We start from the raw sequence: 22,075 nt of genomic DNA, 5'->3' as shown, positions 1-22,075 counted from the left end.
TGATTTTGCAAATATGGAGGGATTTACATGTGGGTAAACCATCAATTTTTGGATGATTTATATCAAGCTACCGTAAAAAGCAAATCCAAATCCTATGACGAAGTATGGCAGTCATCTTTAATTTCAAAATTTCAGGAATTAATGGGGGCATATACGTCTGATGCTCCACTTAACCCTAAAATCGTCGAGCAAAAGGTTTATGACCAATATACAAGGTATAGTATTGAGATTACAACACTACCAACTATTAGGTTACAGATGTATGTCCTAGTTCCAAATAATCTTGAGGGCAAAAAGGCCCCAGCGATTCTTGCATTGCATGGTCATGGATATGGAAACAAAGATATTGTGGGTCTAGATCCTTATGGCAATGACCGAAAAGGCGATCCTGGGTTACATAAAGATTTCGCAATAGAGCTCGTAAAACGTGGATTTGTTGTGATGGCACCTGAATTAATTGGTTTTGGTGAGCGTAACTATTCAAACGACATACGCCAATCACCATCAGATAATTCATGTTATTCATTGGCTAGCCAATTGCTTCTTTACGGTAAGACACTTGCGGGACTTCGTGTTTTTGAATGTCAAAGAGTACTAGATTTTATGGAAGAATATGAGGAAATTGATGCTACTCGAATCGGGTGTATGGGCATTTCAGGAGGGGGACTTGTTGCCGCCTTCACATCAATACTTGATAAGCGTATTCAGGCGACAGTCATATCGGGTTATACCAATACATTCAAAGGAAGCATAATGAACAGGAGGCATTGTTTGGACAATTATGTGCCGGGAATACTGCAGTCCGCAGAGATGCCTGAATTAATTGGCTTAATGGTGCCACGCCCGTTATTTATTGAGTCAGGAAAAATGGACCACCTCTTTCCTGTAAAAGAAACAGAAAATGCAATTGAACAAATTAAAAGCATCTATTCTGAGCGTAATGTTGAACACCTTGTACATTGGCAACTATTTGAAGGTGGTCATGAAATATGCGGTGACCAATCTTTTGATTGGTTATGTTCGGTTTTTAATGAAAAAAAATAGTATTCCCACAATCAAAAACCTGTTGGAGATGAACAAACACATGACGGAAGCTAAGAAGAGCCTTGCTGTTCGTAATGTATGGCAAGCCGATTTAGAAAATGGTATGTTTCAAAACCCAATTTTACATGCAGATTACTCAGATCCCGATGTTATTCGTGTAGGCAATGACTATTATATGGTTTCATCAAGTTTTCATATGTCACCTTGTTTGCCGGTTTTACATTCTACTGATCTTGTTAACTGGAAGATTATCAATCATGTAGCGGATTCAATGCCATTTGAGACCTATGATAANNGTATTCGCTATCACGAGGGGAGGTTCTGGGTGTTTTTTGGTGCGCCAGACGAAGGGATTTTTATGAGTACGGCAGAGGATCCTTCTGGAGACTGGACTCCCTTACATTTTGTTAAGGAAGCGAAGGGTTGGATTGATACTTGTCCGTTTTGGGATGATGATGGGCAGGCATACTTAGTGAGTGCTTTTGCAAGAAGCAGAATTGGATTTAAGAGTGTTCTTCATATAAGTCGAATGAAGCCAGATGGAACAGAGCTGATAGATGAAGGAGTTCACGTTTTTGACGGAAATGAAAATCATCCGACGATTGAAGGACCGAAATTGTACAAACGCAATGGATATTATTATATTTTTGCACCTGCCGGAGGAGTTGCGACGGGTTGGCAGACTATACTTCGTGCAAAACATATTTTCGGTCCTTATGAAGAAAAAATCGTATTACATCAAGGAAATACGGATTATAAATGGCCCACATCAAGGCGGCTGGGTTGAGACAGAAACAGGAGAATCATGGTTTCTTCATTTTCAGGATAAGGGAGCTTACGGTCGAATTGTCCATCTCCAGCCCATGTATTGGGAAAATGATTGGCCAGTAATGGGGCATAACCAAAATGATGAAGGAATCGGTGAACCAGTACTCCAATGGGATAAGCCAAAATCGAAAGTAGCTTCAAAGATTGTAGTTCCAGCCATGAGTGATGATTTTAGCTCAGAACAATTAGGGCTTCAATGGCAATGGCAAGCAAATTGTAAATCACATTGGTATGAATTAAAGGAGCAGATGCTTCGATTACACGCGATTGGAAATCCAGATGAATCAAATCTTTACCATATCCCAAATATTATGACACAGAAATTCCCTGCAGAAACCTTTAAAGTAACAACAAAACTGAGATTTGCTCCTGAAACAAAACATGACTTAACCGGGTTAGTGATTTTAGGAAAACAACACGCTTCGATTGCAATTAAGCAAGTAGAAGAGCAGTTAGGCGTTTTTTATGTTACAGGCGATGAGGAGAAGCTTCAAAATGAAGTGTGTGTCGGGATATTGAAAGCAGATGAACTATCCATCCGTGTAGAGGTTGATGAAGGTGCAATTTGCAGCTTTAGTTATAGTGAGGATGGAGTTACCTTTACGAAGGTAGATGAGATATTTGAAGCTATCCCTGGTAAATGGGTTGGTGCTCAAATCGGAATCTATTGTTATAACACTAGACATGACAATAGCAAAGGGTATGCAGAATTCGACTTTTTTAAAGTTCACAAATAGGGGGGAATTTTATGTCTACTTTTAAAAATCCAATTTTGCCGGGATTTTATCCAGACCCATCAATTTGTCGAGTCGAAGAGGATTATTATTTAGTTACATCCACTTTTGAATATTTTCCAGGGATTCCTATTTTTCATAGTAAGGACCTAGTAAACTGGCGACAAATCGGACATGTGCTGACTCGATCTAGCCAATTGAACCTTGACGGTACACCGAATTCTAAAGGAATCTATGCAGCAACCATTCGGTATCACAAAGGAATCTTTTATGTCATTACAACCTTCGTGGAAAGTCAAACGGGTGCAAGAAGAAATTTCTTTGTTACTGCAGAACAACCCGAAGGCCCATGGTCTGATCCATTTTGGTTAGAGGATTGTCCAGGTATTGATACATCCTTATTTTTCGATGATGACGGGAAAGTATATGTAACAGCAAATCGACGCCCACCAGATGGTCAACTGTATCCTAAACATATGGAAATTTGGCTGCAGGAATTAGACTTAGAGACGAAGCAATTGACCGGAGAGAAATATAGTCTTTGGGACGGGGCATTAAAGTATATACATGCCCAAGAAGCACCACATATCTATAAAGTGGACGGAATGTATTATTTACTAATTGCGGAAGGTGGCACTGGCTTTACCCATTCAATCACTGTTGCTCGCAGTGAAACGATTACAGGTCCTTATGAAGGTGCTAAAACAAATCCAATTTTAACTCATCGACATTTAGGAAGGGAATATCCGATATCAAATGTGGGGCATGGAGATATTGTTCAAACGTCTAATGGCGAGTGGTGGATGGTTTGTTTGGGGTCACGTCCATACGGAGGGCAATATCGTAACTTAGGCAGGGAGTCTTTTCTTGTTCCACTCAAATGGGAAGATGGATGGCCAGTAGTCAATCCAGGTAAAGGCATTGTTGAAGTAGAAGGGGTAAGACCTAATTTAGAGGTAAAGAGATGGCCAACAGAGGCTGCCTGTGATCATTTTGATCATCAGGAATTACAAATGCAATGGAATTTTATCCGAACACCTCGTGAGGACTTTTGGTCATTAAAGGAACGCCAAGGGCATTTACGCTTACGATTAAAGCATGAAACAATTACAGAAGCAGTTAACCCTGCTTTTATCGGACGTAGGCAATGTCATATTAACTTTGCCGCTCGTACAAAAATGGAATTTTCACCAAACAATAAGCATGAAGTTGCAGGAATAGTCTTGCTGCAAAATACTGATTTCCACTACCGTGTTGAATACACACAAGGAGAGATCCGATTAATAAAAAGAGAAACGAGAAATGAAGAAATCCTTGCAGTAAAACCGTATCAAGATCAACAGATCTTTCTTAAAGTAGAGGCATATGGACAGTCGTATCATTTTTATTTTGCGAGGGATCCAGAAAAATGGGAAATCTTAAAGGAAGATATAGACGGAAGAATTCTATGCTCGGACGTTGCAGGTGGATTTACAGGAACTTATATGGGAATGTATGCCAGTTCCAACGGCATAGAGTCCTCGAACTTTGCAGACTTTGATTACTTTGAATACATTGGTTTAGAGTAATGCCCAAAAAATAAGCTCCCACACTGGGAGCTTATTTTGGTAACCATTTGTCTTTTGCATGAAAGATATTTTCTAATGTGTACTTTGCGGCTTGCGCTTCGGCTAATTGTTTTACCCAACTAACTCTGTCAGAGGAATCACTTCCTGGCCCAGTATTATCAAATTCAAAATATCGTGCTGTTTTTTCATTTTCTTCATTACGCCAATTATCCCAACCATGTGGCAGGATATGCTCACCCATCCACGTATTGATAAATACCGTATGCGCATATGGTCGCCATGGACGACCTAAATATACTCCAGTGCCTACCTTTTCGCCAGTTAGCCTGCAGTTTTTGAACACAAAGCCAAATGCATTTTCCTCTGGTGTGGAAGCTGCGGTAATATAGCCATTGCGCAGGCTATGAATCTGGCAATCTTCAAATACAGCAATACCTGAACCAAAGATGAATCAACATGCCCTTCAATATAACACTTTGAAAAATAATGCCTACCCTTTGAGGTGTATAGGGTGTCTTGATTTCCTAGTAGTCTTACATGCTTAAAACTACATTTATCGCCAGCGATATATAGTGCAAGTGCTTGACCAATCTCATCACCGAAACCAGCGACATTTTGAATCGTTAGATGTTTCAATTGAAAGAGGTCTGCAAATGCATGGAAAACAGCCGTTTCAAATGTTCCAATTTCAGTGCCATTCTCATTTTTCATGCGGGCATATTTATTGCCTGAAATAATCGTTTTATTTTCTCCAGCCCCAATGATACTGATATTGGGTTTGTTTTCAGGCACTGTAATAATTTCCTCGTAGACACCTTCATTTACATGGATCATGGCTGGTTCCAAAGGAAAGACCCGAACCGCGTCAATCGCGGCCTGAATCGTCGTAAAGTCTCCATCTCCATTTTTAGAGACTACTAATTTTTGCATGAGTGTATCTCCTTTTTCTAGATCCTATCGTTTTCTACTGAGCCCTTACAGATTCACGGTATTTACCAGGTGTCGTTCCTTCGATTTTCTTAAAGGAGCGGATAAAGTTCTGGGAGTTGTTAAAGTTCAATTTATCTGAGATATCTTTAACAGAGACATCCGTTTCAACAAGCCATTTTTTTGCCATATTAATACGATACATGGATAAATATTCGCTAAATGAAATGTTCATTTCTTTTCTAAAAATACTACTCAAGTAGTTCGGATTATAATGAAGTCTATTCGCAATCATATCTAGTGTAATGTTTGATTCAAATTCCTCATGGATAATATGAACAATGTTTTCCGAAATCGACTTATATTGTGATTCAGCCCGATCCTCAATTTTCTGAAGAAGGGGATCAATTATCACCGTGATAAACCATTCCTTCACATCTTCTCTAGATTTCTGTTCATAAACCGTTTCAAAAATTGAGCGATTGTCTTCTAAATCTAAAACGTTTATCGCTAAAGTGTGCATTAACTCAATTAAATCACTTAAAAATCGAACTAATGAAGTTTGATATTGTACATGATTTAAATCCTCGGAGAAGATTTCATCAATTAACTCATTGAGTAATTCATATACTTTCACTTTGTCGTTAACTTTGATTGAATCGAATAGTTCATTTTCAATTCGTTTGGGGAAATAGGTGTGTAAAGCTTTTCCGATATCAAGATTTTCAAAGAAAATAATCGATTCAGTGCCAAATTTAAGTGTATATTTAAGTGCCTCGAGACTTTCTTTATAGCCGGATCTTGTCTGAAGAACATCTTTAAACGGTTCACTTACACCAATACTGACAGGAACACTGTACTCTTCCTTTACCTTTTTCTGGATTTTCTCCGCAATATCATTTACATACTGATTAAATTCAATTTTTGATTCAATATTACTTAATAATAAGGTAACTTGGGTTTGTTTGTTAACGATTGGCAGCATTCGTTCATCACTTGGTATAAGTTCTTCAACTAGACCATTGATAACAAATAATAATACATCTTCCTCTTTCGATTTGTAGGAAGTCCCCTCAAAACTATCGATTTGAACCGTTAGAACACTAAGCCATTTATAATCTAAATTATAGCCATAATATTGCATTCTGCCTTCAAGTTCTTCCTCGGTAACCTTACCAGATAAGAGACGATGCGTGAAAAATTGTTTTAGCTGAATAATTTGGTTTTGTAATGATTTTTCCAAAATATCATTTTGCTTTAGCATGTCTTTCACATGATTTTCGATAAAGACGAATTCATTCCTATCTTTTCGTTCTTCTTTATTGGTGATGGAATGTAAAATAACATTTTGAAGTTGTTTAATAGGCTGATAGATAATCTTACTTCCAAATAAAGCTAACAATAAGGAAATTCCAGCAATCAACAAGGTAATGGCAAGTGTCAACCATCCAATTGACCTTGACTGAGCTGCTAACTCGCTTAGCTCAACAATTGAAACATAGATCCAGCCATTGTAAAACGATTTTCGATAGGTAAAAAGATAATCCGTATTGTCTGATGTAATGGTAAACTGACCAGTATCACTTTCAAAGGATGTGTTTTCGGCTAAGACATCCAGGTATTCAAATGCATGTCCAATTTTTTCTGTATCATTATGGAGAACAACGCTTTCATTTTCATCTAGAATATAAAATGTTTCTAAAGAATTGTCATTCTGTAAAATATCCCGAAAACTACATGATGGTATATTTGCGATTATCATTCCTGTTGTATTCGATGAGATGATCGGGATTTTCTTAATCAAATTTAAATTATAGCTGCAAGCACGTGAGGCCACTTGTTTGTACAAGGGGTCCTTCGTAATTTCTTCTAATCGCCAAATAGAGCTTGTCCTAAGGGAAAGATAACGATCTGAAATTTCCTCTAACTGGGGTTCAGACAGTCGTTGTAATCCATAATTATTAACAAGCCAGTTGTTTTGAAGACTGATAAGGGCAACATCTGTTAAACGAGTATCAAATGTTTGCTGATGACTAAGGTCGTCTCTTAACTGGTTATAGAGTTGAAATTGCCTCGTTGTCAGTGGTTCCCTCAATGATTCAATTATTTTAGACGAAGATGCTAATTGAGTTAAGGATTGATCAACCGACTTAATCACTTGCTCGACATTTGTTTGGATTTGGTACACGCTATGCTCTTTTTCTTTGGCAACATAATTTTCTACAACAGAGGTAGATCGAATAAATGAAAATATACCAACAACGATGACTGGTATAATTGCTAAAATACTCACAAATAAAATCATTCTATGGAAGAAGCTTCCTGGTAGTTTAAATTTCATGTAATCACTCCATTCTATTCAAATGTGAGGGGATGATTATAACATTTGTAATATCCACGTAATATTTGAACGCTCTTCTATTATAGTTGTAGTTTTATATAAATTGAATAATCATTATGTCACATTGTGTTCATAATATTAGGATTGTCCTTATTAACTCAAGGGAATAAGGTCCCATCTAAAAGCAAATTAAATGATTATAGTTATTATTATATAAATATCCTATCATGAAATCAGGAGAGTTGTTACCGTTTTCATATTTACAAATTATGACTGTGAGAAAGGGTGTTGGTTCTTGAATAACACAAAAGTTGAAAAATCACCTTTATATTTTGCAAAAAAAACATGCGATACGCTCATGGAGAATTTTACTCCAGAGGAACTTCCACCGGGTGGACGCTGGCACTATCACCAAGGCGTTTTTTTATGTGGAATGGATTTAGTTTATAACAATACAGGTGAAAAGAAATATTTTGATTATTTAAAGGCATATGTAGATCATAACATCGATGAAAATGGGAATTTATTGTTTGCAAGAGATGAATTAGATTCCATTCAGGCAGGACTATTATTGTTCCCACTATATAAAGCTACTGGTCTTAAAAAATATGAAATAGCAGCCCGTCGTTTACGTAATCTTTTTACGACATTAAACCTCACGAGTGAAGGCGGATTTTGGCATAAGGACAAGTATCCATATCAAATGTGGTTAGATGGTTTATATATGGGTGGACCATTCGCCTTACATTTTGCACAAGATTTCAATGAGCCTGAATTAATCGAGATGGTTATTCATCAGGAAAAATTAATGCGTAAGTACACAAAGAGTGAAGCAACAGGTTTATATTATCACGGCTGGGATGAGAAGGCGATTCAGCCATGGGCTCGTCCAGATGGAAAAGCTCCAGAAATTTGGGGACGTGCACTAGGTTGGTATGGATTAGCTGTAATTGACATGATTGATATTTTACCAGAAGACCATCCACATAAGGAAGAGTGGATCTTATTTATTCAAGATTATGTTCGTGACATCGTGAAGTATCAGGATGAAAAGACGGGTTTATGGTACCAAGTCATCGATAAAGGTGACCTTGAAGACAATTGGCTTGAAACTTCTGCTTCTAGTCTATTTGTTTATGTGATAGCAAAAGCTGTTTCAAAAAAATATGTAGGCAAAGAATTTGATGCACATGCCACAAAGGCGTATGAAGGATTACTCAAATATAAAATACAAGAAACTGAAGAAGACGGACTTATTATTGATGATATTGTAATCGGTACTTCAATCGGAGTTTATGATTATTATATCAATCGTGAGCGAAGCCATAATGACTTACATGGTGCAGGTGCTTTTATCATGGCAAGTATGGAAATGGAGAAATTACTTGCTGAACATCCGGGGGTTACTGAATAAATGAAAAGATATGCTGTTTGTGGATTAAGTAACAGAGCATTAAAAATGTTTATTCCACCATTAGTAGAAAAATTCGCCAAGCAAAGTGAGATTGTTGGATTATTAGATAGTGATGAATATCGTGTTGAATTATGTAAGGAGAAGTTTCCTGAATTGGCACAAACACCTTCATACCAGACAGATCAAATCGATCAAATGATTAAAGAGACTAAGCCAGATTGTATCATAATTGTAAGTCGTGACAACACACATATTGATTATATTTTAAAAGCGCTTGAACATGATGTGGATGTTATCACTGAAAAGCCGATGGTTACAACGGCTAACGATGCAGTAAAAGTGATTGAGGCAGAAAAGTCCAGTAAAGGTAAGGTAACTGTAGCGTTTAATTATCGCTACAGTCCATACCACCGAAAAATAAAAGAGCTTGTTTTAGAAGGTAAAATAGGAAGAGTAACATCAGTTGATTTGAATTGGTATATCGACACCTACCATGGTGCAAGTTACTTCAAGCGTTGGAATCGGAAACGGGAATTTTCAGGTGGGCTTTCCATTCATAAATCAACACATCATTTTGATCTTGTGAATTGGTGGATTGACCAATATCCAGAAGAGGTTTTCGCCCATGGAGCCTTACATTATTATGGACCGGATGCAGAGTTAAACCCGGATCCAACTACAGATAATAGATACTGTGGCACCTGTCATGTAAGAGATAATTGTGATTATTATATAAGATGGAATCCTCGTGAATTTTCGGATGCAGTTGAAGATGATCACTTAAACATGGGTGAAGACAAGGAAAATAATTATACAAATTACCGCCCAGATGCTTGTATTTTTGATTCTGAGATTAACATTGAGGATACGTATACAGCGACAGTGAAATATAATAAAGGTGCTCTATTAAGCTATTCCATTAATTTCTCAACTCCATTTGAAGGCTATCGCTTAGCCATCAATGGAACAAAGGGAAGAATTGAAACACAAGAATTCCATGCGCCAAGTAGGGTTCCGTTTGAGGTACCTGAACAAACAATCGATTTCTATCCGTTATTTGGTTCAAAGGAAATCATTCATGTTGTTAAAACAGCGGGTGGTCATGGTGGCGGGGATCCTGTACTAATCCATGATTTGTACCAGGGAATTGATCCGCGTCGCAATTATGAAATATTAGCAGGTGCAGAGGCAGGAGCTAATTCAATTGCACTTGGGGAAGCGGTTTGGAAATCCGCCCAGGAACATAAACCAATCTCCATCGAAAAATTATTAAATAGCTATCAAGGTCAAATGCAAAAATAATTGTTTCAAAAAGTCGACAAATCAGAAGCAAGAAGGTCAAGGAACTCGAGGCTAGAGGACCGGAGCGAGGTAACTACATTGAGTTTACTTCATTGCTGCCTTGTGCTGAGGAATAAACCTCTTCGATTTATATAGTAGACGCAAGCACATAAATAAAGAGCTTGTACTGTCTTTGTTTAAATTCTGCCGAGATTCGCCGCTTATCATTTGGTGACTTTTTGAACTTCATATTAGAAAGGGGACAGGGCTATGCTAGGAGGATTGGAATCTCCATTCTATCGTTGGTGTGGAGCTATATCACGTTTAGTGTATTTAAATTTGCTATGGCTGCTATTTACAGCAATGGGACTTGTTGTTGCAGGACTTGTACCTGCAACAGTTGCCCTATTTGCCGTAACTAGAAAGTGGATTATGGGAGACGAGGATATTCCTGTTTTCTCAACATTTTGGAGTGTATATAAAAAGGAATTTTTAAAATCCAACCTCCTAGGACTGACCCTATCCATAGCAGGATATATTTTATATGTAGATCTAGTGTTTCTTCCGACCACAAGCACAATATACCTTGTGGTTAGGTACTCATTAATCGCGATTAGTTCAATTTTTATCGTTATTCTACTTTATATTTTCCCTGTTTATGTGCACTATAATGGGAATATAAAAACCTATTTGAAACACGCTATGATGTATGGATTATCATATCCACTTGTTACGTTTGCAATGGTATTAGGAATAATTATACTTTATGTTGGGTTCACGTATCTTCCATCACTTATTCCTTTCTTAAGTGCAAGTATACTAGCCTATCTTATCATGTGGCTGTCTTTAATAGTATTTGCAAGAATTGAAGAAAAAGTAAATGGAAAAGCCGAAGTAAAACCAGCTGAGAGCGAACCTAGTTTTCGATAAAGTGAAGGTGTAACGAATGAATTACATTCATATTTATATTGCAGGAGATTCGACAGTATCCGATTGCCCACCGAATGAAGAACCAAGAGCTGGATGGGGGCAAGTGCTTCATCACTATTTTCATGACAATGTCATCATCCACAATCTCGCAATCGGCGGCAGAAGCTCAAAAAGCTTTATTGAAGAAAAACGACTCGAATCAATCCTAAATGAAATTCAACCAAATGAATACCTGTTTATTCAATTCGGGCATAACGACCAAAAACAGGATCATCGAAGAACAGAACCATTTTCGTCCTATCAATCGTATTTAAATCAATACATTGATGGAGCAAGGAGGAAAAAGGCAATTCCTATTTTAGTTACCTCCATGCATCGAAGAACCTTTGATGAAAAGGGTAAGATAGTTAATAGTTTAGGAGAGTATCCAGAGGCGATGATGGCTCTCGCAAAAGAACAGCAAGTAAGTCTCATTGATTTATGGAATGAATCCAAACGATTATATGAAATAGTAGGACCAGAAAGGTGCAAAGATCTGTTCATTTGGTTTGAACCTGGTGAACATCCCAATTACCCCGATGGAATTTATGACGATACGCATTTTCGGGTGGAGGGGGCACATAAATTTGCCAGTATTATTGCCAAAAAAATAAAAGAAAACATTCCTGGCTTAGCTATGTATTTAAAGGATGTGGGGTGCTTAAATGATCAACCTAGGTATTCGAGCTCATGACGTAAAGGCAAGTTCCTTGGATGAACTTTTGAAAATAATTGCAAACAAAGGATTATCTTCTGTGCAATTGGCATTGGCAAAATCGTTCCCGGAAATTAACACAAGCTTGGGAAGTCTTTCACCTGGTTTTGGTAAATATATAGGGAAGGCTTTTCAACAAAATAACATCGACATAGCCGTACTTGGCTGTTATATCAATATGATTCATCCCGATCCTTACGAACGACAAAAAGCTTTGGACCGCTTTAAAGAGCATATCCGTTTTGCAAGGGATTTTGGCTGCAGTGTGATAGGAACAGAAACAGGCAATGTCAATGCAAAAATGGGATTTACGGTAGATAATTTTCAGGAAAAACCTTTCTTGGATGTAGTTGAAAGTGTGAAAGAGCTTGTTCATGAAGCCGAAAAATTCGGTGTTATCGTAGGGATAGAAGCAGGTGTCAATCACCCCGTGTACAGCCCAATTCTTTTAAAACGTTTATTGGATGAAGTGAATTCAAATAATCTACAAATCATCTTTGATCCGGTAAATTTACTAACAGCCGAAAATTACAATGATCAGGATGAAATTATTAAGGAAGCGATTGAACTTTTTGGAGATCGAATCATCATTGTTCATTGTAAAGATTTTGTGATTGAAGAAGGAAAGTTGAAATTTGCTCCTCCAGGTAAAGGATTATTAAACTATGATTTAGTCATGGAATTAATTAAACCGAAAAAACCGTACATCCAATTTCTCTTAGAAAGCACAACGGAACCTTTTATTGATGATAGTATTGCATTTTTACAAGAAAAATATGAAAATGCTTAATATAGGGTAATTTTCCCTAACACATCATGCTGAAAGGACGTAAGGGCTTTGAGGGAAAAGAGGAAGGTCAAAGAATTATTTGCAGCAATGAGTGCTACAGAAAAGGCCAAGTATATTTGGGAGTATTATAAATATTATCTATTTGCGTTTCTACTCGTTGTCCTTGTTACGGTCTTTCTAGTAAATGACCAACTTGATAAGAGGGAGCCTGCACTTTCAATTTTCGTTTTGGGAGATTTAGTAGATTCGAATGAGATAAATCATATCGCTCAAAAGCTAAACGAAGAAATTCTTTCGGATGAGGAAAGAAAAACACATGAAGTATCAGTTCAGGTAATCCCATATGCACCAGATGCTGCAGATTTTAGCATGGTAATGGCTGCCTTACAAAAGGTTACTGGGGAAATTTCTACCGGAGATCTGGATGTTCTGTTTATTGATAAAAAACAATTTGAGATGATGAATCGAGATCACTATTTTTATAGTCAAAATGAATTGGTAGCTGGTAGTCTTTCGATTGATGAAGAATTATTATTTTTTGATTCCGACCATCAAACTACAGGTATTGATGTTTCAGTAGTTCCACTATTTAAAGAAGCAATTGATGATCCTGACATGGTAATGGGAGTACTTATCAATTCCCAAAATATAGAGAATACAAAAAAGCTTTTCAAAATTTTATTTAAGAATTAATGATTTTTGTATTAACAAGTTTAATATATTGCGATATTATTTTAAGAGAATGGCATTAATTTTAGGAGGCTATATCCATGGAACATTTAAAACAACTAGTTGAAGCATTAAAAAACGAAAGCGTTTCCGAATTTGATGGTGAAGTAAAGGTATATGAAAAATCTTTTACACAGCATGATAATGTAAGCCTTGTCATGGTAAGAGATCAACAGCAAAAATGGATTCTTGCAGCAGGCGAGGGAGCTTTATTTGATGAACTAGAGGGAATCGTGATTGCTGAAAATGGAAAAGCATGTCCATTAACACATGAAAACCGTCTCGTCTTAAATCGTCATTTTGACTATACAGTTCCAAGAGCTTTCGGCACAAAAATTGCGACTATGGGTCTAGGTGACCGTCTTGGTCTTGCTTCGCCAGGACATATTGAAACCGTTCGAGACCATAATGTGAAGCCAATTCTTGCTCAGCAAAGCATTCGTGAATTAACATTGACAAACCGTACAATGAACGATGTTATTGATGCTGCTAGCTTTGCTGTCTTCCAAGAAGGCTATACAGGTGGATTTGGTGCGGATGGTGACCACTTAAAAGAAGAAGAAGATATAAAAATGGCCTTGTCACTTGGAATGTCAATGCTAACATTAGACTGCTCTGATCATATTCAAAACCGTGTGGAAGGCTTGACAGAAGACGAAATCAGTGCAGAATTTGATAGCCTACCAGATGAAACAAAGAATCATTATAATGAACTTTATGTAAATAAAGGATTTGATGTAAAGGGTCTTAACATCGTATTTGAAGAAAAGATCGTAAAGAAATTTGCATTGTTATACGGAAAAGCTTTAGATTATATGGTTCATATTCATGACACATATATTGAAAAAGCGGATCGTGATATTGATTTTGAAATTTCAATTGATGAAACAGAAACAGTGACATCACCAGCAGCACATTTCTTTGTAGCAAATGAACTACAAAAACGTGGAGTAAACGTTACAAGCCTTGCTCCAAGATTCTGTGGTGAATTCCAAAAAGGAATCGACTATATTGGGGATATCGAACAATTTGAAAAAGAATTACGCGAACATGCGCTAATTGCAGAATACTTTGCCTATAAACTAAGTATCCACTCTGGTAGTGATAAATTTACAGCGTTTCCAATTATCGCGAAATATACAAACGGTGTGCTTCACGTAAAAACAGCCGGTACAAACTGGCTTGAAGCGGTTCGTGTAATTGCAAAGGTAAATCCTGGCCTTTATAGAAGAATGCATGCTTATGCACTTGAGCATCTAGATGAAGCACTTAAGTATTATCATATTACACCAGACATGAGTACGATTGTTTCACTTGATACTGTTGCAGACGCTGACCTTCATGAATATATGGATAATGATGCAGCAAGACAAGTTATTCACGTAACGTATGGATTACTATTAACAGCAAAAGATGAAAAAGGAAACTTTATTTTCAAAGATGAATTTTTCCATACTTTAAATGAAAGAGAAGATGAGTTCCGACAAGGACTTGTTAACCATATCGGCAAGCATGTTGAATTACTAAACTTATAAATAAAAAAAGCAATTGGCACACATGTCCAATTGCTTTTTCTTTTCCTAATTTACAAATACGGATGAACGCCCTTTGCTACTTCTTGAACGATAGATGCAAGGGATGATATTTGTTGATCGTCTAAATTAAAAGACTCCTTGATTTTCGTTTCTAGGTTACTCGTAATCCTGCGTTTGCCAACTTCGACAAGTGCAATAAGCGCAAAACTGCAATTGACCGCTTTTGCAAAATCACGTTGAGTCATGTTGTTTCTTTTGCGTAAAAATTTAACAATATCTTTGTCAATCCTAGGCATTGTTACACACTCCTTACCTATGGCTTTTTACAAGTGAATATATGAACGTAACAATCTATTATTCTATGATATTCACAATATTACCATCATAAATAAAATTCGTCTAGGCAGGAATTTCATTGCCCTTGGATTAGAAAAGCTGTAGAACTTTTCTACAGCAATTTTAATGTTTTATTTGTCTCCGTATAGTCGACGTGCAGCATGATTTGTTGGTCCAACAAATTCATTTAGTTGGAAGGAATGACGAATGGCAGCTGTGATGAATTCCTTCGCTTCATATATCGCTTCCTTAACATCTAATCCTTTCGCAAGTCCGGCTGCAATTGCAGCAGAAGAAGTACAACCAGCGCCGTGTGTAAATGTTGTTTCGAAACGGTCGCCTTCAAGGACTTCTAGTTCATTTCCGTCAAATAAAACATCGACTGCTTTATCGTGTTTTAGCTTTCCACCACCTTTAACGAGTACATATTTTGCTCCTAGGTCATGAATTTTCACAGCGGCCTCTTTCATTTGGTCGACAGTCGTAATAGTACCGATTCCGCTTAATTGTCCTGCTTCAAATAAATTTGGAGTAATTACTGTAGCAACTGGTGTAAGTAGTTCTCTAATTGCAACAGCATGGTCTGGGAACATAACTTCATCTTCCCCTTTACAAACCATTACAGGATCCACTACAAATTTTTGAAGATTATGTTTTTTTGCCGCATCTGCCGCAATTTCTATAATATCAACAGTAGGAAGCATACCAGTCTTTGCTGCATCTACACCAATGCCATCAAGGATTGTTGCTAATTGTGCCTTGATAATATCATGGTCAACAGGGAATACCTGGTGATTCCATTTATTATTCGGGTCCATCGCAACAATTACAGTTAAGGCGGACATGCCGTAAACTCCATATTCTTGGAAAGTCTTTAAGTCAGCTTGAAGACCGGCTCCGCCACTACTATCAGATCCAGCAATCGTTAGCGCTTTTGGTAAACTCATGTTTGAAACCCCCATCTAAAAAAAGTTTGACAAGCTTATTATATATCAATTGACAAAAATTGATATATTATAGTAGAAAAAAAACTACTTTACAATATAAGGAAGGTATAAATGATTGATTTAGTAATAATTAATTTGATACAATACACTGATGTAAGAGAAAAGTGTAATTCGATCCTAAACACATTCATATCTTGCAAATATTAATGATAGGTGGTCGAAAAGTAATGACAGAAATGAAACCTTATCGAGTATTACTTTATTACCAGTATGTAACAATTGAAAATCCAGCAGAATTTGCAGCAGAGCATCTTGCTTTCTGTAAAGAAATCGGTTTGAAAGGTCGTATTTTAGTAGCTACTGAAGGAGTTAACGGAACGGTGTCCGGTACGATTGAACAAACCGACAAGTATATGGAAGAAATGAGAAAAGATCCACGCTTCACGACGATTGTTTTTAAAATTGATGAGGCAGATGGACATGCATTTAAGAAAATGCATGTTAGACCGCGTCCTGAGCTTGTAAACTTAAGCCTTGAGGACGATGTTAATCCACTTGAATTAACTGGAAATTATTTAAGTCCGAAAGAATTTTATGAAAAAATGCAAGATGAAGATACAGTAATTTTGGATGCTAGAAATACCTATGAATTTGATTTAGGACATTTTAGAGGTGCAATCAGACCAGATGTTGAAACATTCCGTGACTTACCACAATGGGTACGTGAAAATAAGGACATGTTGGAAGGCAAAAAGATCTTAACTTACTGTACCGGTGGTATTCGTTGTGAAAAGTTCTCTGGTTGGTTAGTAAGAGAAGGATTTGAGGATGTTGGCCAACTTCATGGTGGCATTGCAACCTATGGTAAAGATCCTGAAGTGCAAGGTGACCTTTGGGATGGTCAATTATATGTATTCGATGAAAGAATTGCTGTTCCAGTAAACCATAAAGAGCACGTAATTGTGGGGAAAGACCATTTTACTGGTGAACCAAGTGAACGCTATGTAAACTGTGCAAACCCTGATTGTAATAAACAAATTCTATGTTCTGAAGAAAATGAGCATAAATATTTAAGAGGCTGTACACATGAATGTCGTGTTCATCCACGTAATCGTTATATTGAAGAAAATGGTCTATCTGCAGAGGAAGTAGCAGAACGTTTACAAGCTTTGGAAAAAGAATTAGTGCAACAATAATAACGGCAACCACAGTGTAACCACTGTGGTTTTTTTATATAATATTTTTCAAAGCCATTTGCAAGTCATTTTTTGGTACAATATAGTAAATAACAATAACAAAAATATGAGGTGAACTATGGAAATCGATAAAATTGTCAATGTCGTAAAAAATAGAACACCATCCATTTTAGGCCGAGGGGATTTTAAACGTTTTTCCATTCTTCTTCCTTTGATTAAAAAAGATAATGAAGTTCATATTCTTTTTGAGGTTCGTTCAAACCAACTAAGAAGGCAACCAGGTGAAATTTGTTTCCCCGGCGGAAAAATGGATCCAACTGATAAAGATGAACGACATACAGCAATAAGAGAAACGATGGAGGAATTAGGGCTAAAAGACAATGAGATTAATGATGTAAGTCCGTTAGATTATTTTGTTTCACCATTTGGTACGATTATTTATCCATTTGTCGGTGTGATAAATAATCCGGATGAAATTCGACCGAATCCAGCAGAAGTTGGAGAAGTGTTCACCGTACCATTGTCCTTTTTTCAGTCAAATCCCCCACAAATTTTCAAATTGAACTTTCATGTAGAGCCTGAAGAGAATTTTCCATTTAACGATATTATCGGAGGAGAAAACTACCAATGGCAAGTAAGGGGAATGGATGAATGCTTCTATTATTATGAAAAGCGTGTCATTTGGGGATTAACAGCTGGAATACTTAAACATTTCTTAGAAGTGATTGAAAAAAGCCCTAAATAAAAGGGCTTTTTAGGATTTCATTATAATTTCCTGTAAAAATAGTATTGTTCGTTTGAACAATACTATTTTTACATCTAGTTTCCAATTAATTCCTTTACCTTTTCTTTCACTTTTTGACTTACATTCTTAATATCATTTTTGGCCTCTTCCAAAACCAACTTCCATTTTGTACTTTCTTCTTTTAATACTTCTTCAACTTTTTCCGCTTTTTCCTTAATTTCTTCTTTTGTTATTGTTTTTCGATCCTCTTGTCCAGAAAGCTTCGCATTAACGGAGACAACATCAAAGGAATCCACTTCCATTGATGGGAGCATTTCATCCATAATCCCCTTAAATAACGGAACGATATTGTCTGAACTGCTTCCACGTAAATAATGGTCTTTGTCGGTTTTGTCATAACCTAGCCAAACAGCACCAACGAAATTTGGAGTATACCCTACAAACCATTGATCTTTTGTACCATTAATGTCCTTATAAGGAAGTTGTGTGGATCCCGTTTTTCCGGCTAACTCAATGCCTGCGATTTTTGCTCCTTTACCTGTACCTGTTTCAACAACGTTTAGTAGCATGGATGTCATATCATCGGCTACTTTTTTAGAAGTAACCCGAGTGCTTTTGTATTTATGCTCTGCAAGGACGTTTCCAGTTGGTCCTACTATTTTGGAAATCAAATGTCCATCTGCTCGTTTTCCATCATTTGCAAATACAGAATAGCCTTCGGCAAGTTGCAATGGAGAAATCCCTTTACGCATGCCACCAAGTCCAATTCCGAGGTATTTATCCTCTTCTGTATAAGGAATACCAAATCTTCGTAAAGAATCAAGTCCTTTAGTAAGTCCAATTTGATCTAACAGCCAAACCGTCGGTGCATTAAGGGAATCCTCTAATGCTTTATACATTGTTACCTCACCTTGGTATGTTTTTGAAAAATTCTCAGGTGTGTAATCTCCATATGTTTTCAACTCATCCTTAAGTACTGAAGTTACCTCATAGCCTTCTTCAAGTGCAGGTGTATATACTGCTAATGGTTTTATCGTTGATCCTGGCTGTGCCTGTATATGGGTAGCACGATTAAAGCCACGGAACACATAGTCACCACGCCCTCCGACTAAACCAAGTACTCCTCCGGTTTTTGGATGTAACATAACAGCGCCACTTTGCACGAGTACATCTCTTCCTTTTGGAAAGAGGTAATCCTTTTTATAGACAGCTTCAAGGGAAGATTGGATATGTTGATCCATTTCTGTATAGATTCGGTACCCACGTGTAAGGATTTCCTCTTGTGTGAGACCATATTTTTTAATGGCTTCATCAAGTACTGCATCAACATAATAAGGGTAGCCTCTTTGAATATAGCTTCCGCCACCATCTTCAAGCTTGATTTCCTCATTTTTAGCTTGAGCATATTCATCATCAGAAATCATGTTTAATTCATGCATTTTTAATAAAACTGTATTTCTTCTATTGATTGCTCTATCGTAATTTTTATAAGGATTTAATGCGGAAGGTGCTTGTAGGACTCCAGCTAATAATGCTGCTTCACTAATTGTGACATTATCAATATCCTTATTAAAATATTTTTTAGAAGCTTGGCTAATTCCCCATGAACCATTTCCAAAGAATACCTGATTCAAATACATTTGCAAAATCTCATCTTTGGAATAATGCTTCTCAATTTCCAACGCTAAAAAGAGTTCTTCAATTTTTCGTTTATAGGTTTGTTCAGGAGAGAGGAGTGCATTTTTTGTAAGTTGTTGGGTAATCGTGCTTCCTCCACCAGTTACCCTTCCTGCAAATAGATTATTAAAGAAGGCACGCATGATCCCTTTAATATCAAATCCGTTATGACTATAAAAGCGTTCATCCTCAATTGCAATTACTGCATTTTTTACATGGTCAGGAAGTTCTTCAACTAAGACGCCTTCAGTTCGATTTGTCACAATATTTGTTGCAACGTCACCGTCTTTATCATAAATTACTGTTGCTTGCCGCAAACCATCCTTCAAAGACTGGACGTTTGCTTGACTTGCCATGAAAGCAAAGAAAAGCATGGACACTAAAATAAAAACTAACATAATCAGTAATATAATTTTCGTAACATGCTTTTCACGCCAAAATCGTTTAATAGAATCCCAGCCTCGTCTTATATACGGCATTATTTTTTCAAATAAACCTCTCATAATTGTTTCTCCAATCATTTGTTAGCTTGAACTTATATTTTAATACAGTTGAAAGGATAAGAGAAATAGAATTTATTTTGCTTGAATTCAATGGAGAGACTTTTTGGAAATCTTGGTAATAGTCAATAGGTAAAAAGAGACATAATGAATAGTTATGGCAATTGATAATAATAGTGTATTTTATTTTCTGTCCGAATTATCTTAAATTTAGAAATATAGAAANNTTTAGAAATATAGAAAGAAAACGCTATCAAAAAATGGAGGGGATCAAATGAGTTTGAAAAAGAAATTGGTTGGGCTGTTGGCTGTGGTTGCTCTAGTATTTAGTTTAGCTGCATGTAGTAGTGGTGGTGGGGACAAAGCCTCATCAGGGGAAAAACCAAAGGAAAATACACCACCTAAAGAAGAAAAAAGCTCGTATCCAGAGAAGATGATTACAATTATTGCACCTGCTGGAGCTGGTGGTGGATTAGACACTGCTGCTAGAACACTAGCAAAAGTTGCTGCAGATACGAAACTAGTTGAGCAATCTATTAGTGTTGAAAATGCGCCGGGTGGCGGTCAAGTTCTTGGGATGACAGATTTCGTTCAGAAGGATAAAGGAAATGACTATAAGCTTCTTCTTCCTTCAACACCTATTGTTCTAAACTATATTAAAAAAGAAGGAACAGCACCAGTTTCATTCAGAGACATGACACCGTTGGCTCGTTTACAGGTTGATTATCCTGTAATTGCGGTTAATGCTGATTCTAAATTTAATGATTTAAAATCTTTCTATGATGCAATTAAAGCAGATCCAAATAGCATTACAATTGCTGGTGGTGGTGCTCCTGGAACACTAGATTACTTGAATGCGATTCTTTTAGGGGAAGCCCACGGGATTGAAGGAAGTCAAATTAAATATACCGCTTATGACGGTGGTGGAGAAGCGATGACAGCACTTGTTGGTGGTCACGCGGATGCTTTGACAACTGACGTTTCCGGAGTTGCTGAGTATTTAAAAGCTGGAAAGATTAAAGTGTTAGGTGTAGCAGCACCAGAACGTATGTCAGGGGATTTTGCAGACCTAGTTACGTATAAGGAACAAGGATTTGATGTTGAAGTTGCAAACTGGCGTGGGGTTTTCGGACCGAAGGATATGTCTGATGACGCTAAAGCTTTCTGGGAAGAAAAGCTAAAAGCATTAAGTGAGAGTGATGAATGGAATGCTGAGCTTGCTAAAATGGGCGTTCAAAATGGATATATGAACGCAACTGACTTCCTTGCAGCTCTTGAAAAAGAGGAAGCAGATTACTTTGAGCTATATAAGAAACTAGGTATGGCTAAGTAAATTTAACCGTTTTAGTCAAAATGTAGAGAAGGGCTAAGCCCTTCTCTCATTATTTATGGAGGTGACGGTGTTGAATAAGGCATTTGATCGATATTTAAGTATTGCATTTATTGCGGTTGGTGTTCTATTTATTTTTGAAGGCCAGAGAATTAATAGTAGTTCTTTGGGGAGTTCTATTGGTCCAGGTGTTTTGCCATCTGCGCTCGGAGTTGTCCTCATTCTATTAAGTGTCCGCCTTATTTATGAAACATTTCGGAAAAAATACCCTGAACAGAAAAAGGAGAAATTACATTACAAACGCTTCTTGATCATACTTGTTTCAACAACTTTATACGCACTATTGCTTGAACCACTTGGCTATGTAATTAGTACGTTTTTGTTCTTGCTCGTTGGGTTTCAAGTCATGCAAAAAGGAAAAATCTTAAATACTATTATCATTGCAGCGGCCGTTCCTGGCGTAATCTAC

General features: G+C 37.0%; 19 protein-coding genes and 1 pseudogene. 15 read left to right on the top strand and 5 right to left on the bottom strand.

The genetic code is table 11. From position 1 onward, the window contains the following. Positions 1–27 precede the first annotated feature (27 nt). From V7147_RS12720 to V7147_RS12705, 4 genes are all read left to right on the top strand, one after another. A complete protein-coding gene (locus V7147_RS12720) occupies positions 28–1,044 on the top strand; it encodes an alpha/beta hydrolase (protein ID WP_335368237.1) in 1,017 nt (338 codons plus the stop codon). Next, positions 941–1,831 (top strand): glycoside hydrolase 43 family protein, encoded by an 891-nt coding sequence (locus V7147_RS12715; RefSeq protein ID WP_438824585.1) that lies wholly within the window; start codon positions 941–943, stop codon positions 1,829–1,831. Before V7147_RS12720 ends, V7147_RS12715 begins: the two co-directional genes overlap by 104 nt. Then, positions 1,737–2,609, top strand: coding sequence for a hypothetical protein (locus V7147_RS12710; RefSeq protein ID WP_335368235.1), 873 nt, complete (start codon positions 1,737–1,739; stop codon positions 2,607–2,609). The genes V7147_RS12715 and V7147_RS12710 overlap by 95 nt, the downstream gene beginning before the upstream one ends. Positions 2,610–2,620: 11 nt before the next feature. Then, complete coding sequence (locus V7147_RS12705) at positions 2,621–4,174, top strand: glycoside hydrolase family 43 protein (RefSeq protein WP_335368234.1); 1,554 nt, start codon at positions 2,621–2,623, stop codon at positions 4,172–4,174. A gap of 31 nt (positions 4,175–4,205) precedes the next feature. Here the strand turns inward: V7147_RS12705 and V7147_RS12700 are convergent. Then, a pseudogene (locus V7147_RS12700) lies at positions 4,206–5,104 on the bottom strand (pectinesterase family protein). Positions 5,105–5,138: 34 nt separating this feature from the next. Beyond that, positions 5,139–7,442 carry a helix-turn-helix domain-containing protein gene (locus V7147_RS12695; protein ID WP_335368233.1) on the bottom strand — a complete coding sequence of 768 codons (2,304 nt, stop codon included), beginning with the start codon at positions 7,440–7,442 and terminating at the stop codon, positions 5,139–5,141. Between the two features lie 295 nt (positions 7,443–7,737). Here V7147_RS12695 and V7147_RS12690 point away from each other — a divergent pair, with 295 nt between their 5' ends. The 7 genes from V7147_RS12690 to V7147_RS12660 all read left to right on the top strand — a co-directional run bounded on the left by V7147_RS12690 (position 7,738) and on the right by V7147_RS12660 (position 14,875). Further along, positions 7,738–8,856 carry a glycoside hydrolase family 88/105 protein gene (locus V7147_RS12690; protein WP_335368232.1) on the top strand — a complete coding sequence of 373 codons (1,119 nt, stop codon included), beginning with the start codon at positions 7,738–7,740 and terminating at the stop codon, positions 8,854–8,856. Further along, the gene (locus V7147_RS12685; protein WP_335368231.1) at positions 8,857–10,158 is read left to right on the top strand and encodes a Gfo/Idh/MocA family protein; all 1,302 of its coding nucleotides are present in this window, start codon (positions 8,857–8,859) and stop codon (positions 10,156–10,158) included. A gap of 249 nt (positions 10,159–10,407) precedes the next feature. Then, positions 10,408–11,067, top strand: a complete 660-nt coding sequence (locus V7147_RS12680; protein ID WP_335368230.1) for a YesL family protein — start codon at positions 10,408–10,410, stop codon at positions 11,065–11,067. A gap of 16 nt (positions 11,068–11,083) precedes the next feature. Then, a complete protein-coding gene (locus V7147_RS12675; protein WP_335368229.1) occupies positions 11,084–11,800 on the top strand; it encodes a rhamnogalacturonan acetylesterase in 717 nt (238 codons plus the stop codon). After that, a complete protein-coding gene (locus tag V7147_RS12670; RefSeq protein WP_335368228.1) occupies positions 11,772–12,611 on the top strand; it encodes a sugar phosphate isomerase/epimerase family protein in 840 nt (279 codons plus the stop codon). Before V7147_RS12675 ends, V7147_RS12670 begins: the two co-directional genes overlap by 29 nt. Positions 12,612–12,659: 48 nt before the next feature. Then, the gene (locus V7147_RS12665) at positions 12,660–13,304 is read left to right on the top strand and encodes a hypothetical protein (RefSeq protein WP_335368227.1); all 645 of its coding nucleotides are present in this window, start codon (positions 12,660–12,662) and stop codon (positions 13,302–13,304) included. Between the two features lie 77 nt (positions 13,305–13,381). Continuing rightward, positions 13,382–14,875, top strand: a complete 1,494-nt coding sequence (locus V7147_RS12660; protein WP_335368226.1) for a tagaturonate epimerase family protein — start codon at positions 13,382–13,384, stop codon at positions 14,873–14,875. A gap of 50 nt (positions 14,876–14,925) precedes the next feature. Here the strand turns inward: V7147_RS12660 and V7147_RS12655 are convergent, their stop codons facing one another. Next, positions 14,926–15,171 (bottom strand): helix-turn-helix domain-containing protein, encoded by a 246-nt coding sequence (locus V7147_RS12655; RefSeq protein WP_335368225.1) that lies wholly within the window; start codon positions 15,169–15,171, stop codon positions 14,926–14,928. Positions 15,172–15,342: 171 nt separating this feature from the next. Further along, complete coding sequence (locus V7147_RS12650; protein ID WP_335368224.1) at positions 15,343–16,158, bottom strand: bifunctional hydroxymethylpyrimidine kinase/phosphomethylpyrimidine kinase; 816 nt, start codon at positions 16,156–16,158, stop codon at positions 15,343–15,345. 227 nt (positions 16,159–16,385) lie between these two features. Between V7147_RS12650 and trhO the strand changes: the two genes are divergently transcribed. Together trhO and V7147_RS12640 are read left to right on the top strand one after the other, a co-directional pair. After that, positions 16,386–17,354 carry an oxygen-dependent tRNA uridine(34) hydroxylase TrhO gene (gene trhO, locus V7147_RS12645; RefSeq protein WP_335368223.1) on the top strand — a complete coding sequence of 323 codons (969 nt, stop codon included), beginning with the start codon at positions 16,386–16,388 and terminating at the stop codon, positions 17,352–17,354. Positions 17,355–17,472: 118 nt separating this feature from the next. Then, positions 17,473–18,099 (top strand): NUDIX hydrolase, encoded by a 627-nt coding sequence (locus tag V7147_RS12640; protein ID WP_335368222.1) that lies wholly within the window; start codon positions 17,473–17,475, stop codon positions 18,097–18,099. Between the two features lie 74 nt (positions 18,100–18,173). On the opposite strand, the gene V7147_RS12635 is transcribed toward V7147_RS12640, so the two are convergent. After that, positions 18,174–20,279 (bottom strand): transglycosylase domain-containing protein, encoded by a 2,106-nt coding sequence (locus V7147_RS12635; protein ID WP_335368221.1) that lies wholly within the window; start codon positions 20,277–20,279, stop codon positions 18,174–18,176. A gap of 271 nt (positions 20,280–20,550) precedes the next feature. On the opposite strand from V7147_RS12635, the gene V7147_RS12630 reads away from it, so the two are divergent. Continuing rightward, positions 20,551–21,609 carry a tripartite tricarboxylate transporter substrate binding protein gene (locus V7147_RS12630; RefSeq protein WP_335368220.1) on the top strand — a complete coding sequence of 353 codons (1,059 nt, stop codon included), beginning with the start codon at positions 20,551–20,553 and terminating at the stop codon, positions 21,607–21,609. A 70-nt stretch (positions 21,610–21,679) separates the two neighbouring features. Next, positions 21,680–22,075: tripartite tricarboxylate transporter TctB family protein (locus tag V7147_RS12625; RefSeq protein WP_335368219.1), on the top strand; the 396-nt coding region annotated here is incomplete at its 3' end.

The sequence above is a fragment of the Bacillus sp. JJ1521 genome, from assembly GCF_036965165.1.
In the GTDB taxonomy this organism is placed as follows: domain Bacteria; phylum Bacillota; class Bacilli; order Bacillales; family Bacillaceae_L; genus Ferdinandcohnia.
Note: the sequence above shows the minus strand (reverse complement) of the source record. Positions and strands in the feature narration are given on the sequence as shown.

What these genes read in the sequence shown, in the direction of transcription:
- V7147_RS12675 (WP_335368229.1), top strand. Translation starts at nt 11,084, where the DNA reads ATGAATTACATTCATATTTATATTGCAGGAGATTCGACAGTATCCGAT.
- V7147_RS12680 (WP_335368230.1), top strand. Translation starts at nt 10,408, where the DNA reads ATGCTAGGAGGATTGGAATCTCCATTCTATCGTTGGTGTGGAGCTATA.
- trhO (WP_335368223.1), top strand. Translation starts at nt 16,386, where the DNA reads ATGACAGAAATGAAACCTTATCGAGTATTACTTTATTACCAGTATGTA.
- V7147_RS12655 (WP_335368225.1), bottom strand. Translation starts at nt 15,171, where the DNA reads ATGCCTAGGATTGACAAAGATATTGTTAAATTTTTACGCAAAAGAAAC.
- V7147_RS12660 (WP_335368226.1), top strand. Translation starts at nt 13,382, where the DNA reads ATGGAACATTTAAAACAACTAGTTGAAGCATTAAAAAACGAAAGCGTT.
- V7147_RS12635 (WP_335368221.1), bottom strand. Translation starts at nt 20,279, where the DNA reads ATGAGAGGTTTATTTGAAAAAATAATGCCGTATATAAGACGAGGCTGG.
- V7147_RS12630 (WP_335368220.1), top strand. Translation starts at nt 20,551, where the DNA reads ATGAGTTTGAAAAAGAAATTGGTTGGGCTGTTGGCTGTGGTTGCTCTA.
- V7147_RS12650 (WP_335368224.1), bottom strand. Translation starts at nt 16,158, where the DNA reads ATGAGTTTACCAAAAGCGCTAACGATTGCTGGATCTGATAGTAGTGGC.
- V7147_RS12685 (WP_335368231.1), top strand. Translation starts at nt 8,857, where the DNA reads ATGAAAAGATATGCTGTTTGTGGATTAAGTAACAGAGCATTAAAAATG.
- V7147_RS12705 (WP_335368234.1), top strand. Translation starts at nt 2,621, where the DNA reads ATGTCTACTTTTAAAAATCCAATTTTGCCGGGATTTTATCCAGACCCA.
- V7147_RS12695 (WP_335368233.1), bottom strand. Translation starts at nt 7,442, where the DNA reads ATGAAATTTAAACTACCAGGAAGCTTCTTCCATAGAATGATTTTATTT.
- V7147_RS12670 (WP_335368228.1), top strand. Translation starts at nt 11,772, where the DNA reads ATGATCAACCTAGGTATTCGAGCTCATGACGTAAAGGCAAGTTCCTTG.
- V7147_RS12720 (WP_335368237.1), top strand. Translation starts at nt 28, where the DNA reads ATGTGGGTAAACCATCAATTTTTGGATGATTTATATCAAGCTACCGTA.
- V7147_RS12640 (WP_335368222.1), top strand. Translation starts at nt 17,473, where the DNA reads ATGGAAATCGATAAAATTGTCAATGTCGTAAAAAATAGAACACCATCC.